This window comes from Actinotignum vesiculae (genome assembly GCF_051267215.1).
Lineage (GTDB): Bacteria > Actinomycetota > Actinomycetes > Actinomycetales > Actinomycetaceae > Actinotignum > Actinotignum schaalii.
Genome location: NZ_JBOZGG010000002.1, coordinates 77,690 through 93,445 on the forward strand (window position 1 = coordinate 77,690; position 15,756 = coordinate 93,445).

Genomic DNA, 15,756 nt, shown 5'->3' on the forward strand with positions numbered 1-15,756 from the left:
AGAGACGTGCCTATTTCTTCCGCTGAGGAATCGCGCGCCATTATTCCGGGCGCGACGGCGCCCGAGCGTATCCGAAATTTTTGCATTATTGCGCATATTGATCACGGAAAGTCCACGCTAGCTGACCGGATGCTCCAGCTCACCGGGATTGTGGAGCAGCGTGAAATGCGTGATCAATACCTGGACCGGATGGATATTGAGCGTGAGCGCGGCATCACCATCAAATCGCAGGCCGTGCGTTTGCCGTGGTCGGTGGAGGGGAAAGCCTACGCTCTCAATATGATCGACACCCCGGGCCACGTGGACTTTTCTTATGAGGTCAATCGTTCGCTGGCGGCCTGCGAAGGTGCGGTGCTGCTCGTGGATGCCACCCAGGGAATCGAAGCGCAAACCCTGGCCAATTTGTATATGGCCATGGAAAACGATCTCACGATTATTCCCGTCCTTAATAAAATCGATTTGCCTTCCGCGCAACCGGAAAAAATCGCCGAAGAAGTGGCCTCGCTCCTGGGTGTGGAACCGGAAGACTGCCTGGCAGTCTCCGGGAAAACGGGGGAGGGTGTGCCCGAGCTGCTCGACCGGATCGTCGCGGAGGTTCCCGCGCCGTCGGGGCGCCCGGACGGCCCGGCTCGCGCCATGATTTTCGATTCTGTTTACGATATTTATCGCGGGGTCGTCACCTATGTGCGTGTGGTTGATGGTGAGCTGACCACCCGTTCGAAGGTGCGCACCATGGCCACCCGCACCGAACACGAACTCCTGGAACTGGGCGTGATTTCCCCCGAACCCACGCCCACTACCGCGCTGGGCGCCGGGGAGGTCGGCTACCTCATCACCGGCGTGAAGGATGTGCGCCAAACCCGCGTGGGGGATACCGTGACCGGCGCTCGAGAAAGCGCCACCGAAGCCCTGCCCGGCTACCTCGATCCGAAACCGATGGTGTACTCCGGGATCTACCCGATGGATGGCTCCGATTTCCCGAACCTGCGCGAGGCCCTGGAAAAACTCAAGCTCAATGATGCTTCGCTGGTTTACGAACCGGAAAGCTCGGTGGCCCTCGGTTTCGGGTTCCGCTGTGGCTTCCTCGGTCTGCTCCACCTGGAGATTATTCGCGAACGCCTCGAGCGGGAATTCGACCTCGATATTATTGCCACCGCGCCCTCGGTGATCTACCGGGTCATCACGGATGCCGGTGAAGAACTCACGGTTACGAATCCTTCGGAATTCCCGGAAGGGAAAATTCGCGAGATTTACGAGCCGACCGTGCGCGCCACTATCCTGGCTCCTTCCGATTACGTGGGCTCCATTATGGAGCTGTGCCAGGAACGGCGCGGGGCGCTCCAGGGCATGGATTACCTCACCGCCGAACGGGTGGAGATTCACTACGTGCTGCCGCTGGCGGAGATCGTGACCGATTTCTTTGACCAGCTCAAATCGCGCACGAAGGGCTACGCTTCCCTCGATTACGATATTGCCGGTGAACAGCCCTCCGATCTGGTCAAGGTGGATGTGCTGCTCAATCACGAACAGGTCGATGCTTTCTCCGCCATCGTCCACAAGGACAAGGCCTACTCTTACGGCAATGAGATGACGAAGAAACTCAAGACCCTCATCCCGCGCCAGCAATTCGAAATTCCGGTGCAGGCCGCGGTGGGTTCGCGCATTATTGCCCGCGAAACCATCAAGGCGCTGCGTAAGGACGTGCTTTCCAAGTGCTACGGCGGCGACGTCTCGCGTAAACGCAAGCTGCTGGAGAAGCAGAAGGAAGGTAAGAAGCGCATGAAATCCATCGGGCGCGTGGACGTGCCCCAGGAAGCTTTCGTGGCGGCTCTCACCTCCGAAGCACCCACGGGGAAGTAGATATGTCCGAGCGTCCCGAAGATTTACGCGCGGCTCACCCGGATGCCGCGCCGCAGCAGCACGACGGCGCAGCCGGGCCCTCCGCACCCGAGCGCTCCCAATGGCGCATCCGCTCCTTCTCCTTGCGCGGTTCGCGCCTGGGTGCGCGCCACGAAGAAACGGTGGCTCGCCACCCCGAACTTTTTGTGCCGCTGGCACCCGGCCCCCAGGCCACCACGGTAGCCCTGGATTCGCGTTGTGACCTCGGGGAAGTTTTCGGCCGCGAGGCGCCGCTCGCCGTGGAAATCGGCCCCGGTTCGGGCGAGCACGGTGTTTCATTCGCCCAGCGCCATCCCGAATATAATGTGCTGCTCGTGGAAGCCTGGGCTCCCGGCGCGGCGCGCTGCGTCGCCAGTATTCTGCGCGCGGGCATTGAGAATGTGCGGGTGCTGGAGGCCGACGCCGCCCAAGCGCTCCCCGTCCTCTTTGGGCTGGAATGCGCGGGCCTGGCGCGCGGGGAAGACGTGACTGCTTGCGGGCCGGCGCGCAGTGCCACCCATCCGAATGCTGCGAATCCGCGTGCCGAGCAGGTGTGGACTTTCTTCCCCGATCCCTGGCGTAAAGCCCGCCACCATAAGCGCCGCCTGGTTGCTGCGCCTTTTGCCACGGTGGTGGCCGGAATGCTCCGGGAGGGGGGCGCCTGGCGGCTGGCCACGGATTGGGATAATTACGCGTGGCAGATGCGCGACGTCGTCGAATCATCCCCGTATTTCACGAATCCGCACGCCGGTGAACGCCCGGACCCCGCGGATCCCACCCCGGAACGCGGCGGTTTCGCGCCGCGCTGGGAGGAACGCGTGCTCACCCGTTTCGAGGAACGCGGCATCGCGGCCGGGCGCACCATCCATGATATTCTCGCGCTGCGCACCGCGCTGGAACCCGCGGCGCCCGAGCATACCGGTACCGCAGCACCCGCGGATACCGATACCGCGGCGCGAGCCTAGGCTCCGATGGCGTCCCTCCCGCACGGCGAGCCGGCCCCGGCCTCCGGCGCGCTCCCGAACCCGGATGTGAGCGCCGGTTTTTCCGCCTACGTTCATATTCCTTTTTGCACAGTGCGCTGCGGCTATTGCGATTTCAACACCTATACCAAGCCGAGCTTCGGGCCGGGCGCGGGCCGCGATGATTTCCCGGCGTCCCTCGCCCGGGAGATTGTGCTCTCGCACGAGGTCCTCGATACCGGCACCAACCGCGGCGCGCTGCGGACGGTTTTCTTCGGGGGCGGTACTCCCACGCTGCTGGACGCCGGGCAGCTCGTCGCGGTGCTCGCGGAGCTGGAGCGCGCTTTCGGCCTGGCCGAGGGCGCCGAAATCACCACGGAATGCAATCCGGAATCCGTGGACCGCGCGGCTCTCGCCACCCTGCGGGCCGGCGGTTTCACCCGCATCTCCTTCGGGATGCAATCGGCCGTGCCCGAGGTGCTGCGCACTCTTGACCGCCAACACAGCCCTGGCCAGGTCGAACGCGTGACTGGCTGGGCCCGCGAACTGGGCCTGGAGTATTCCCTCGATCTTATTTACGGGGCGCCCGGGGAAACGATGGAGCAGTGGCGCACCTCGCTCGCGGCCGCCCTTGCCCTCGAACCCGCGCATATCAGCGCCTACGGGCTCATGGTGGAACCGGGCACCAAAATGGGGATGCAGGCCCGCCGCGGCCTCATTAGCCTCCCCGATCCGGACGAACTCGCCGATAAATACGAGGTCGCCGACGATATCCTCTCCGCGGCCGGCTACCGCTGGTACGAGATTTCGAATTGGGCCCGCCCCGGCCACGAATGCCGCCACAATTGCTATTACTGGGAGAACGCGAATTGGTGGGGGTACGGCCCCGGTGCCCACTCGCATATTAACGGGGTCCGGTTCTGGAACGTCAAACACCCACGTGCTTATGCGGATCGAGTCTGGGCGCGCGGAATAGGGAACGACGACGGCGCCGCCGCGCTCCGCGCGCCGGGCGAGGCGGCCGCGAGCCGGCCGGCCATTGTTTCGCCGGCCTTGGAGCGGGAAATTCTCAGCCCGGCCGAACAACGCGAAGAAAAAATCATGCTCGGTATTCGGATGAGCCGCGGAATTGATATTCCCGCCGGCGTGGATGCCGCGGTAGTGGAGGGCCTGGTTCGGGACGGTTTAGTTGAGGCAGAAAGCGCCCGCGCCGGGCGTCTTGTTCTGACCCGGCGCGGACGGCTCCTGGCTGATACCGTGACCCGGGCGCTCTGGTAGCGCGGGGTCTGGTTATTTCTGAACGTGCCGGGCGCTAACGCCCGGTGTAACCGGCATCCACGGCGATCACGGTGCTCGTCACGTAAGAAGCCGCATCGGAAAGCAACCACAGGGCCGGTTGCGCGATTTCGCGCGGGCTACCAAAACGATTGAGCAAGGAAATCATGGGTGCGTATTCCTCGCCGCTCGTACCCAGGGCTTCGAGTGCATCGTGCAGCATGGGAGTATCAATTGCGCCCGGGGCAATAGCATTGACGCGGATATTATGTGGCCCGTTCTCCACTGCTGCCACCTTGGTTAGGCCAATCACTCCGTGCTTGGCGGAAACATAGGCGGGGTTAAAGGGTTGGGGCCGAATTCCGGAAACCGAAGCGGTATTGACGATGGCACCTCCATCGCCTTGCGCGAGGAACTGCTTAATTTCGTACTTCATGCACAGCGCCACACCCTTGAGATCGACTTTCATGAGCTTATCCCAGTAGTCTTCATCGAATTCCGAGGTGAGCGCATTATCGGGGGCCGCCGCGGCATTATTGAAAGCACCATCCAAGCGCCCGTAGGTTTCTACCGCGGTAGCAACCATCTTTTGGACAGATTCGGAATCAGAAACATCGGTACGCACCGCAATAGCTTCGCCACCGGCCTTCTTGATGGTAGCGACAGTTTCTTCAGCGCCTTCCAGATTGTAGTCAGCGACGATGACCTTGGCGCCGGCTTCAGCAAAAAGAATCGATGCTTCGCGCCCGAGTCCGGAGGCTCCGCCCGTGACAATAACGCTCTTATCGGCAAGAACCGGGAAAGTGGTGACATTGTTACCCCGCATAGCTACTCCTTCGTGGTAGGGGACCATAGTCGCAATCTATCGAAGGGGCGCCGCGAAGGTCGTTCGTCGGGGAAGTTTTACGCTACGGGCCTACGCCGGATGCGCAGCGAGGGGCGCTTGATGCCGAGCCGGTAGCGGCGCTTCGGGGCCCGCCCGATGAGGAAAATTCCGAGCAGCATAATAATCGCGCCTAGCCATTGCAGGGCGGAGAGTCGTTCACCCACAAGAACCGCGGAAAAAACAATGGCGCTCAGCGGCTGAATCAAAATAAGGGTGGCGGCCACAGAAGGATTGACCAGCGGCATACTCGCCTGGCAGAACAACCACCCCAGCACCTGGCTGGATAGCGCAATAAGAATCATCCAGCCCCAGGAACTCGCCGACAGCGCGAGGGTGAGGGGCCCGTGAGTGGCAATGAGCAGCGGGGTGGACACCACCGTGGTAACCAGGCACACAATCGCCATGGCGGTGCCCTGGTGATGCGGCGAATTGGTGCGCCCCGTGAGGACTACATAAACGGTGTAGGTCAGACCCGCGAGCGCGGAGAGGATAATGCCACGTACCAGGTCAGATCCGCCTGCGCCGTCGAGAATACCGGAAAGCAAGAAAATCCCGCCGAGGGAAAAAGGTGCGGCTACGAAAAACATCCACGGCACCCGGTTGCGGAAGAACAGCCACGCGACCAAAGGTACCGCGAGGGCCTGCACGTAATTGACCACCACGGCGGAAACCGAGGGGCCGGCCAGTAGCACGGAGGGCGTCCACAGGGCCATATCCACCCCGAAGCACACCCCGCACACCGCGTAGAGTAGCAGATCAGCGCGCCGCATCGGCCCGTACTGGCGCCATTCGTGAACCACCATGGGCAGCAGGGCAAGGAAAGCTAAGCCGAAGCGGAAGAACACAATCGTGGTGGCGTTTTCTCCCGATAGCGTGATGAAGGGAGAAACAAGTCCCACGAGAACTGAAGCGACGGCGAGGGTGCCGCGCGGGGACGCAACAGCGATTTTGTCCACGAGGGAGCGGCGCTGGAGGGCCACGTGATCACAACTCCTGATAGGGGTGAAGAAGAACCGAAACAACGAGGGCAGCGGCTCCGGCCGGGGCCGGATAAGCGCACGCAGCAAGGATATACCCTGAGGGCATCGGGATTGTAGCTCGGTTCGCGTGGCGAAGCCGGCGGACGCGTGAGCTGCGGTGATGGCGCTCAGATAACGGCTACTACCGCGTTCCGGCGGCGGTGACGAAATCGATGAGTTCTTCCATGCGGCCCAGCAGTGCGGGCTCAATATCTTTATAGGAGTGCACGCAGGAGAGGATGTGGGCCCAGGCCCGGCCAATATCCTCGGCCGTTTCGTGCGGCCAGCCGAGCCGGCGCAGGGTACCCACTTTAATATCTTCCCCGCGCGGTACCTCCGGCCAGGCCCGCAAGCCGATCACAGCCGGTTTAATGGCCTGCCACACATCAATATAGGGATGGCCGAGCACCAGCACGCCCGGGCCGGCCACCCGCGCCGCGATCCGCGATTCTTTAGAGCCGGGTACCAGGTGATCAACCAGCGCGCCCAGGCGATGCTCATCATCGGGGGCAGTTTCCCGCACCACCGCTTCCAAATTATCGACCCCGAGTAATTCCTCGACCACCACACCTTCGAGGGCCAGATCCTCACCCCAGATCTTGGCTACCAGTTCGGCGTCGTGCTTACCTTCCACCCATATACGCGAGGCACGTGCGACGCGCGCCCGTGCTTTCACGTGAAAAGAACCGGAGGCGGTGAGGAGCCGGCCGCGCGGTGCCTCCACGCGTGGGGCGGTGATCTCCACCGGCTCGCCGTCGATCCAATAGCCTTTGCCCAGCGGGAAGGAACGGCGCACCCCGCCGCGGCCCTCCAGTTCCATCTGCCAGCGCCCGGCCACTTTCCCCACCGAGAGCACTTCGCCCACAAAGCCGGAAGCCACGTCTTCAATAAGGAGGCCGGGTGCCGCCGGGACGGGGCGGGAGGGGCGGCGGTGGTCGTGCGGGTCGTGGGCGAGCACGTCGTCGCCGTAGCGATCAGGCATTCCGGTAGCAGAGAACATCACGCTCTAAGGGTATGCGCTCAGGGTCCGCCCCGCGTAGAATTAGCACTCGAAGGTGTAGAGTGCTGAGCGGGCTCAAGATAACTCAAGGTAACACCAAGAGCATCTCGGTGGTTCCACGGCGCAGGGAGGAAGGATACCGGTGGCGGCAGAAGATCGGCGCGGGCGCGTTCTTGAGGCGATTGTGCGCGATTACGTCACCACCCGCGAACCGGTGGGATCCAAGGCCCTCGTGGAACGCTACGCGCTGGGAGTTTCCCCGGCCACCGTTCGCAATGATATGGCGGTTCTGGAAGAAGCCGGGCTGCTCACCCACCCGCATACTTCGGCCGGGCGTATCCCCACCGATGCCGGCTACCGGGCTTTCGTGGATTCCCTCACCACCGTTAAACCGCTCTCCCGGGCGGAACGGCGCGCCATTAGCCAAATCTTGGATGCCGCGGTGGACCTGGACGATGTGCTGGAGCGCGCGGCCCGCCTGCTTTCCCATCTCACCCAGCAGGTCGCGGTTATCCAATACCCGGCCCTCGATAAAGCGGTGCTGCGCCACCTGGAACTCATTTGGCTCGGCGCTACCCGGATTCTCCTCGTGGTTATTACCAGCGCGGGGCGGGTAGAACAGCGCGTGATCGCGGTGCCTCCGCACCTGGAGGGCCTGGATGTGGACGCGGTGAGCCGGGAAGTCACCACCCGCTGCAACGGCCAGCCGCTCACCACCGCGGTGGCAGTCCTCGCGGAGATTGCCGAGCGCAGTGAACCGGAAGCTGCCGCAGCCCTGCGCGATATTGCGGCAGCGCTCACCACCGCGGTGCATACCGGCGCGGAGGACCGCCTCACCATGGCCGGCACCGCCAATCTCTCGCGCCACTCGGTAGATTTCCTCCACTCGATTTCCCCGGTGCTGGATGCCCTGGAGGAACAGGTGGTGCTGCTGCGCCTCCTCGCCGCGATGGAAACTGATGTGGCGGTATCCATCGGCGTGGAAAATGACCATGAAAACCTGAGCGAGACCTCGGTGGTCTCCTCAAGTTACGAAGTAGCCGGGCATGAAGTGGCCCGGGTAGGCGTCGTCGGCCCTACCCGAATGGACTATCCCGGGAATATCGCGGCGGTGCGTGCCGTTGCCCACTATCTATCCGGTATTCTGTCCGGGCAGTCGTAGTGGCAGGCGTAGTGATGATCGCAGTGGTAGGGAACGGAACTATCGCAGCGTAGCGCGCGGCGCCGGGCGCGGTCACTCGGAGTCAAGCACGCCGGCGCGCGGGCAGGGCGCAGAAAAGAACAAAGACGGGAGAAATGTGGCTGATTTTTACGAAACCCTCGGGGTGGAACGCGATGCGAGCCAAGAAGAAATCCGCAAAGCGTACCTGCGCCTCTCGCGCAAATTACACCCGGATCACGCCGGTCCGGAAGCCGCCGAACGCTATAAGGAAGTCAACGAAGCGTATACGGTGCTCTCCAACCCGGATTCGCGCCGCCAATATGACCTGGGCGGACGCGGCGGGGGAGCCGGAGCGGCCGGTTTCGGTTTCGATATGAACGATATTTTCTCCACCTTCTTCGGGGGTGGGGGAATGCGCGCCGGCGGCCCGGCCCCGCGCGGGGAACGCGGGCGCGATGCCCTCCTCGGTTTGAGCATCGAACTGTCCGATGTGGTCTTCGGAGCCCAGCGCCAGGTGAGCGACTCCTTCTTCACCGTCTGCCCCACCTGCGCGGGCAGCGGCTGCGCGGCCGGATCCCAGCCGGTCACCTGCGGGGCCTGCCAGGGCCAGGGGATGGTCCAGCAGGTCACGAATTCCCTCTTTGGCCAGATGGTCACCCAGGTGCCCTGCCATACCTGCGAAGGCCACGGCACCGTTATCGCCGATCCCTGCCGCCCCTGCCACGGCACCGGTCGCATCCGCCAAGAAAAAACCCTCACCGTGGAGATCCCGGCCGGCATCGAGAACGGTATGCGCATCCGCCTGCGCGGCCAGGGCGATGCCGGAACCTTCGGCGCCCCGGCCGGCGATATCTTCGTGGAAATCCGGGTGGAAGAACACCCCATTTTCCAGCGCGTGGGCGATGAACTCCTCGGCGAAGTCCAGGTACCCATGACCTTCGCGGCCCTGGGCGGTAGCGTCACCATACCCACCCTGGATGGGGACCGCGAGCTGGAGATTCCCGCCGGGACCTCCTCCGGCGTGGTCCTCACCCTCAAGGGTCTGGGCGTGGCGCGGCTGCGCGGCAAGGGCCGCGGGGATATGCGGATCACCGTCGCGGTGAAAACCCCCACCGACCTGGATGAACGCCAACGCGAACTTCTGCGCGAACTGGCCGACTTACGCGGGGAAAGCGTGCAGGACGCCCAGCTTGCTGAGCAGGGCAAATCGTTCTTCGATAAATTGCGCGAAAGGTTGAGTTCGCTGTGACGCTCCCGCTTTTCTTCGCCGACTTCCCCGCCACCCGGCCCGGGGGCGGAGCCGGCGTCGCCCTGAGCGTGGGCCAGGAACTGAGCCTCAGCGGTGACGAAGCCCGCCACGCTGGCGTCATGCGTATCCGGGTAGGGGAGGAGATCCTCATCTCCGATGGGGAGGGCCGGCGGGCCCGCTGCACGGTGAGCGCCGTCGCTAAAAATGAGGTGCGCGCCCGCGTGGAGGAAGCGAGCGCGGAGCCGAAACCGGCCGGGCCGATCACCCTGGTCCAGGCCCTCGCCAAAGGCGGCCGCGACGAACAGGCCGTGGAAACCTGCACCGAATACGGGGTGTGGGATATCCTCCCGTGGGAAGCGGCCCGCTGCGTCGCCTCCTGGAAAAACAAAGAGGAGAAGGGCCGGGCCCGCTGGCAGGCAACGGCACGCGCCGCCGCGAAACAATCGCGGCGCAGCTATATTCCGCGCATCCGTTCCTTAAGTACGACGGCGCAGCTACCCCAGGCCCTCACCGGGAGCACCGTGCTGCTCTGCCACGAGGAAGCCGAACTGACCCTGGCCGAGGCGGTGGCCCGCGGAAAAGTGAGTACCGCGCACATAGCCGGCCCCGTGGCTGTCATTATCGGCCCGGAAGGCGGTATCGCACCGGAAGAAATGGAGATCTTGCAGGCAGCGGGGGCCATCCCGGTGCTGCTGGGAGCGCATGTGCTGCGCAGCGCCTCCGCCGGGGCCTACGCTTTGGCAAGTATCGCCACCGTGCGCGCGCTGAGCACGCTACTATAGGACGTAATGACGCACACAGAAAACAGCCAGCGCACCATTGTGGTGCCGGACCGGGTTTCCATGATTCATTTGCTCGGGCATCGTGATGACGTGCTGCGAACCCTGGAAGAACGGCTGGCCCCCACCACCATTCACGTGCTCGGCCACCGGATCACTCTGACGGGCCCGGCCGCGGAACTCGATCTTGCCGAATCGCTCATCGGGGAATTAATCGACGTCGTCGCCGAAGGTGAAATCCTCACCCGGGACGCGGTTGCCCGCGCCGTTGATATTGCGCGCGCCGGCGTGGCGCATCCCACCACGCTGCTGCACACCGATATTTTATCGAACCGCGGTAAAACGATCCGGCCCAAAAGCCTGGGGCAAAAAGCCTACGTGGACGCCATCGACGCCCACGATATTACCTTCGGGATCGGCCCGGCCGGCACCGGGAAAACCTATTTGGCCATGGCCAAAGCGGTGGTGGCCCTCAATGACGGGCAGGTCAAACGTATTATTTTGACGCGCCCGGCGGTGGAAGCCGGAGAATCCCTCGGCTTCCTGCCCGGATCTCTCACCGATAAAATCGACCCGTACCTGCGCCCGCTTTACGACGCCATGTATGACATGCTCGACGCGGATTCCATCCCGAAACTCATGGCGGCCGGCACCATTGAGGTGGCGCCGCTGGCCTATATGCGCGGGCGCACCCTCAACGATGCCTTCGTGATTTTGGACGAGGCGCAGAACACCACACCCGAACAAATGAAAATGTTCCTCACCCGGCTCGGCTTCAACTCTAAAATGGTGGTGACAGGCGATATCACCCAGGTTGATCTCGGGGCGAATAAAGTGTCCGGATTGCAGGTGGTGCGCCGGATTCTGCGCGATGTTCCGGGGATTCATTTCTCGGAGCTCAGCTCGGCGGACGTGGTGCGCCACCGCTTAGTTGCCGAAATTATTGATGCCTATGCCCGCTGGGATTCCCGGCAGCGTTAGCTCGGGGCGATAGGCGTGAGTAGCGGCGCGTAGTGCGGCGTACGCTGCGGCGTGCGTTGCGGTAGGGCAGTTTCGGGAGAAGCTAGGGAACGGTTGTCAGGAAAGACCACATGATAGAAGTAAATGACGAATCGAGTTTTAGTCCGGCTCCGGATCTGGAAGAGATCTCGGAGCTAGCCACCTACGTCCTCGATAAGATGCGGGTGCATTCTATGGCGGATCTGTCCATCGTGCTCCTCGATGAGGATGCCATGGCGGATCTCCACGTCACGTGGATGGATCTGGAAGGGCCCACGGACGTGATGTCCTTCCCCATGGATGAGGTGCGCCCGGCCCCGCCCGGCGAAGAACCGCGCCCGGGAATGCTCGGAGATATTGCGGTATGCCCGCAGGTTGCCAGCCGCCAAGCCCACGCCATGGGGCACTCCACCGCGGAAGAAATTCTGCTCCTCGTGACCCACGGGATTCTGCATCTGCTCGGCTACGATCACGCAACCCCGGAAGAAAAAGACACCATGTTCGCTCTGCAACGCCAACTCCTCCTCGTGTTCCTGTCCGAACGCGGGGGAGGCGATCCGCGCCCCACGGAGGTGTAAGAAAGGATGGATCACTTACCCGTGGCAGCGGGAACGCTGCCCTCCGCCCCGTTTTATATAGCCGCCGGACTGTGCCTCGTGCTTTCCTTGTGGTGCACGGTAGTGGGCGCGGCCCTCGGGCGCATGACCCGCACCGAAGCCGCGGAAATGTACGCACATAAGGAACGCGGTTCGGCGCGCGTGGTGGCCATTATGGCCCGCCGCCCGGCCGCCTCCATGGGCATCGCCGTGGTGCGTGCCCTCCTCATGGCCAGCTACGGAATCTGCTTCACTTTCGCCCTGGGCACGGATGTGGCGGCCTGGTGGCAGATCTTCCCCATTTTCTTCGGCGTGACGGTCCTGGCCCTCCTCGCTTTCGCCTTCTTCAACCCCCTGAGTTTCGGGGTGGAACGCCACCAGCGGGTGCTACGCAAAGCCACCTGGTGGCTTTCCCCACTCACCTGGCTGCTCTCGCTGCTCATCCGGGAACGCGAATTCTCACCCGAGGAAGCCGAACAGCGCCAAGAAGACCAGCTCGCCGTCATGGTGGAACGCGTGGCGGAATCCGAAGCCCTGGACGATGCCGAACGCGATATTCTGCAATCGCTTTTCGATATGGGTAATACCCTGGTGCGTGAGGTCATGGTGCCGCGTACCGATATGATCGCGGTGGAGGCGGATGAAACCCTGGACCGCGCCATTTCCCTCTTCACCCGCTCCGGTTTCTCGCGGGTGCCGGTCTACCGGGAATCCATTGATGATGTGATCGGCGTGCTCTACCTCAAAGACGTAATCCGGCGGGTGCACCGGCGCCACCAGCACGATGACCTGCGGGTAGCCGATCTGGTACGCGAACCGGTTTTCGTTCCGGAAACTAAGATTATTGACACCCTCATGCGGGAAATGCAGGCCGACCAGGTCCATATTGCCCTCGTTGTGGATGAATACGGCGGAATTGCCGGCCTGGTCACCATCGAGGACCTCGTGGAAGAACTCGTGGGCGAAATTTCCGATGAGCACGACCGGGCCCTCCCGGCCGTGGAAGAACTCGAAGCGGGAAGCTTCCGAATCCCGGCGCGCATGCCCATTGACGATCTGGGTGACCTCTTCGGAATCGAATTGGAGGACGACGACGTAGATACCGCCGGCGGCCTCTTCGCCAAGAGCATCGGGCGGGTCCCCATCCGTGGTGCCGAAACAACCGTGGCCGGAATCCACATGGTGGCCGACCCCTTCGAAGGGCGCCGGCGCCGGTTATCGACTATTATCGTTGCGCGCGAAGAAACCGAAGATGAGGGCGAGGACTAGAACACAATGACGGTGGAGAACACAGAATTTCGGGCCGGGTTCGCCTCGGTGGTGGGCCGCCCGAACGCCGGGAAATCAACCCTCACCAATGCGATGGTGGGGAAAAAGGTCGCCATTACCAGCGCCCGCCCGGAAACCACCCGGCGTATTATCCGCGCCATTGTGACCCGGGATGCCGGCCAGGTGATCCTTGTGGATACCCCGGGAATGCACCGCCCGCGCACCCTGCTGGGCGAACGCCTGGGCGATATGGTGCGCGATTCCATCGCCGATGTGGACACCATCATTATGTGCCTGCCCGCCAATGAAAAACTCGGGCCGGGTGATAAATACCTCCTCGATCTTGCGGTGCGCGCGAAAGTTCCCATGATCGCCGCGATTACCAAAACTGATCTGGTTACCCGCGAAGTCCTCGCGGAAAAAACTGTGGCCGTGGCGGCTTTCCACGATTTCGTCGAGATCGTGCCGGTGAGCGCAGCCACGATGGACCAGGTGGAACTCCTCACCGAGCAGATTATTAAGCAACTGCCCGTTTCCCCGCCGCTGTATCCGCTGGATGCCATCACCGACGAAACGGAAGAAACCCTCATCGCGGAACTGATCCGCGAAGCCGGCCTGGAAAAAATGCGCGAAGAACTCCCGCATTCCCTCGCGGTCACCATCGACGACATTATTGAGGACACCGCACCCAACGGGGGCCCGTTGGTGCGCATCCATGCTTCGCTGCACGTGGAACGCGATTCCCAGAAGGGGATTGTTATTGGACGCGGGGGAGCGCGCCTGCGCCAGATCGGGCGCGATGCCCGCAAAGCGATTAAGGCGTTGCTGGGCACGCCGGTCTACCTTGATTTGCACGTGAAGGTCTCCAAAGACTGGCAGCGCGACCCGAAAATGCTGGATCGACTCGGGTTCTGATACGTGCGCCTGACTGATCTTCCCTACACCCCGCCTACCGATAATCCGCCGCCGGGGCGCACCCTGGTGCCGGCTAGCCACCTGGAGAGCGCGGAACGCACCGCGCGCCGGGGCTGGCGGCGCTGGCTGCCCACCCATAAACGCTTCGTCACCTGGCTGATTGTGGTGTTGGCCGCCGGGCTCATCGGGAGCGCCTTCGGCCCGGGCTGGAATCCGCAGCCCATGACCGCGGCGATTGCCCCGCAAACCCCGGATACCACCATTTCCACCGGGGTCCCCACCGCGCGGCTGGGAACCTACCAGGTGGCCAGTAGCACCGTCACGATCACCTTGCGCGATGGCACCCTGATTCCCGCCGTCGTCAAACGCCCGGTGGGCGCGGCTTCGGTGGTGCCCGGGATGCTTTTTATCCACGGCACCGGCACCTCTTCCGCGCGCGATTTCGGGCGGGAAACCGAAGCGATTGCCTCCACCGGGATTATTACGGTGGTTCCGGAAAAACGGGTGGCGAACTATACGACGACGCATCGCGATTACCTCCAGCTCGCCGCGGATTTTGAGGATGTGTACCGGGAGATGCTCTCCTGGGAGGATGTTGATGCGCGCCACTCGGGCCTCTACGCCGTATCCGAAGGCTGCTTCGTGGCCCCGATTGTGGCCACCAGCGCGAAGGCGGTCAATTACGTGGCCCTCATCAGCGCGCCGGTGCTCCCGATCCGCCAGCAGGGGGCCTACGCGGCGGACGCCTACCTGCGCGAAATTCACGCCCCGGCCCGGCTGCGCGCCGCCATCCCGAAACTCATCGGCCAGGATTTTGGCCCCGATACCTTCCGCTATATCGATTTCGATGCGGCCCCCTACGAGAAGCAGATGACCATGCCGGTCCTCATGCTCTACGGCACGGCCGATAATTCCATGCCGACCATCCAGGGCCCGCAGATGATGGCCCGCTACCTGGAAGAGGCCGGCAATAGCGCGCTCACGGTGCGCTATTACAAGGACGCCGACCACGGCCTCCAGATCAACCGCAGCAAGCTTTCACGCGCGGCCATGCAAGATACTGCGGATTGGGTCAATGGTTTACCCTTTACGGCGACGGCGCAACTGCGGGTGGCCGGTGACCAACCACGGCAGGCCTTCGTGGCCCCCACCCTCGCGGCCGGCGGGTGGTTCACCGCCCAAACAGCGCTCTATATTGCGCTAGGAGGCGTGGCCCTCCTGGCGGTGAGCATCGTGCTGGTGGCGGTGTGTTGGATTCCGGTGCGCGGGCATCGCCTCTCGAATTTCTCCGGATCGGGGGCAGCTCTCAATCTCGCTTCCCTCTCGGTGGTGGGTGCCTGGGCGGTCTTCCTTGTGTATTTGGTGGCCGTTGCCCATATCGCGCTCACCTATTCCCATAATCTGCTGATCGTGCAGGGCGGTTTCGCCCTTGTTCACCTGGCGGCGCTAGGTGCGGCGTGGATGCACGTGCGGGCCGCGTTCCGCAGCTGGAATGCCCGGCCCGGCATGGGGCGTATCGCGCGGGTTACCACGCTGCTCACTTTGTGTGCCCAAGCGGTGCTGCTCATGAGCTTGGGATACTGGAATGCTTTCCCGGCGGTCCTGTAAGTCTCACATCGCGGACAAATCTGTGCATATTCAGCTAGCTGAGGGGTTAGAGTTATGCCTATGGGTACCTCTCGCCTTCTCCTTATGAGCCGCCGCGAGCTTATTCGGCTCCTCGCGGCGGGTTAAGCTGCGCCGTCGTTCTTAAAATTGACCGCCACA

At 63.0% G+C, this 15,756-nt stretch carries 14 protein-coding genes; 11 read left to right on the forward strand and 3 right to left on the reverse strand.

All coding sequences use genetic code 11. The features are described from left to right. Positions 1–6 precede the first annotated feature (6 nt). Genes lepA through hemW form a run of 3 tightly spaced genes read left to right on the forward strand, consistent with a single transcriptional unit; the run spans position 7 to position 4,118 of the window. Positions 7–1,860: a translation elongation factor 4 gene (gene lepA / locus ACRQHG_RS01580; protein WP_087070857.1), complete on the forward strand. Its 1,854-nt coding sequence runs from the start codon at positions 7–9 to the stop codon at positions 1,858–1,860. Between the two features lie 2 nt (positions 1,861–1,862). Further along, the gene (trmB, locus tag ACRQHG_RS01585; RefSeq protein WP_244899277.1) at positions 1,863–2,843 is read left to right on the forward strand and encodes a tRNA (guanine(46)-N(7))-methyltransferase TrmB; all 981 of its coding nucleotides are present in this window, start codon (positions 1,863–1,865) and stop codon (positions 2,841–2,843) included. Between the two features lie 6 nt (positions 2,844–2,849). Then, a complete protein-coding gene (gene hemW, locus ACRQHG_RS01590) occupies positions 2,850–4,118 on the forward strand; it encodes a radical SAM family heme chaperone HemW (protein ID WP_101594941.1) in 1,269 nt (422 codons plus the stop codon). Positions 4,119–4,152: 34 nt separating this feature from the next. Here the strand turns inward: hemW and ACRQHG_RS01595 are convergent, their stop codons facing one another. The 3 genes from ACRQHG_RS01595 to ACRQHG_RS01605 all read right to left on the reverse strand — a co-directional run bounded on the left by ACRQHG_RS01595 (position 4,153) and on the right by ACRQHG_RS01605 (position 7,020). Next, complete coding sequence (locus ACRQHG_RS01595; RefSeq protein ID WP_101594937.1) at positions 4,153–4,941, reverse strand: SDR family NAD(P)-dependent oxidoreductase; 789 nt, start codon at positions 4,939–4,941, stop codon at positions 4,153–4,155. A gap of 77 nt (positions 4,942–5,018) precedes the next feature. After that, complete coding sequence (locus ACRQHG_RS01600) at positions 5,019–5,981, reverse strand: DMT family transporter (protein WP_284889062.1); 963 nt, start codon at positions 5,979–5,981, stop codon at positions 5,019–5,021. A 181-nt stretch (positions 5,982–6,162) separates the two neighbouring features. Further along, on the reverse strand, positions 6,163–7,020 hold the full coding sequence (locus ACRQHG_RS01605) for a DUF3097 family protein (protein ID WP_284896423.1): 858 nt from the start codon (positions 7,018–7,020) through the stop codon (positions 6,163–6,165). A gap of 142 nt (positions 7,021–7,162) precedes the next feature. On the opposite strand from ACRQHG_RS01605, the gene hrcA reads away from it, so the two are divergent. The 8 genes from hrcA to ACRQHG_RS01645 all read left to right on the forward strand — a co-directional run bounded on the left by hrcA (position 7,163) and on the right by ACRQHG_RS01645 (position 15,597). Then, entirely contained in the window at positions 7,163–8,182 is a 1,020-nt protein-coding gene (hrcA, locus tag ACRQHG_RS01610; protein WP_026429424.1) for a heat-inducible transcriptional repressor HrcA, read from the forward strand. 136 nt (positions 8,183–8,318) lie between these two features. Further along, positions 8,319–9,431, forward strand: a complete 1,113-nt coding sequence (gene dnaJ, locus ACRQHG_RS01615) for a molecular chaperone DnaJ (protein ID WP_284896359.1) — start codon at positions 8,319–8,321, stop codon at positions 9,429–9,431. Then, complete coding sequence (locus ACRQHG_RS01620; RefSeq protein ID WP_284896360.1) at positions 9,428–10,213, forward strand: 16S rRNA (uracil(1498)-N(3))-methyltransferase; 786 nt, start codon at positions 9,428–9,430, stop codon at positions 10,211–10,213. Before dnaJ ends, ACRQHG_RS01620 begins: the two co-directional genes overlap by 4 nt. Before the next feature lie 6 nt (positions 10,214–10,219). After that, complete coding sequence (locus ACRQHG_RS01625) at positions 10,220–11,191, forward strand: PhoH family protein (protein WP_035277247.1); 972 nt, start codon at positions 10,220–10,222, stop codon at positions 11,189–11,191. 110 nt (positions 11,192–11,301) lie between these two features. Next, on the forward strand, positions 11,302–11,787 hold the full coding sequence (ybeY, locus tag ACRQHG_RS01630; protein WP_026429421.1) for an rRNA maturation RNase YbeY: 486 nt from the start codon (positions 11,302–11,304) through the stop codon (positions 11,785–11,787). Positions 11,788–11,793: 6 nt separating this feature from the next. Next, positions 11,794–13,074 (forward strand): hemolysin family protein, encoded by a 1,281-nt coding sequence (locus tag ACRQHG_RS01635; RefSeq protein WP_435719367.1) that lies wholly within the window; start codon positions 11,794–11,796, stop codon positions 13,072–13,074. Positions 13,075–13,080: 6 nt separating this feature from the next. Next, positions 13,081–13,989, forward strand: a complete 909-nt coding sequence (gene era, locus ACRQHG_RS01640) for a GTPase Era (protein ID WP_435719368.1) — start codon at positions 13,081–13,083, stop codon at positions 13,987–13,989. Between the two features lie 3 nt (positions 13,990–13,992). Next, complete coding sequence (locus ACRQHG_RS01645; RefSeq protein ID WP_435719369.1) at positions 13,993–15,597, forward strand: alpha/beta hydrolase family protein; 1,605 nt, start codon at positions 13,993–13,995, stop codon at positions 15,595–15,597. Positions 15,598–15,756 lie beyond the last annotated feature (159 nt).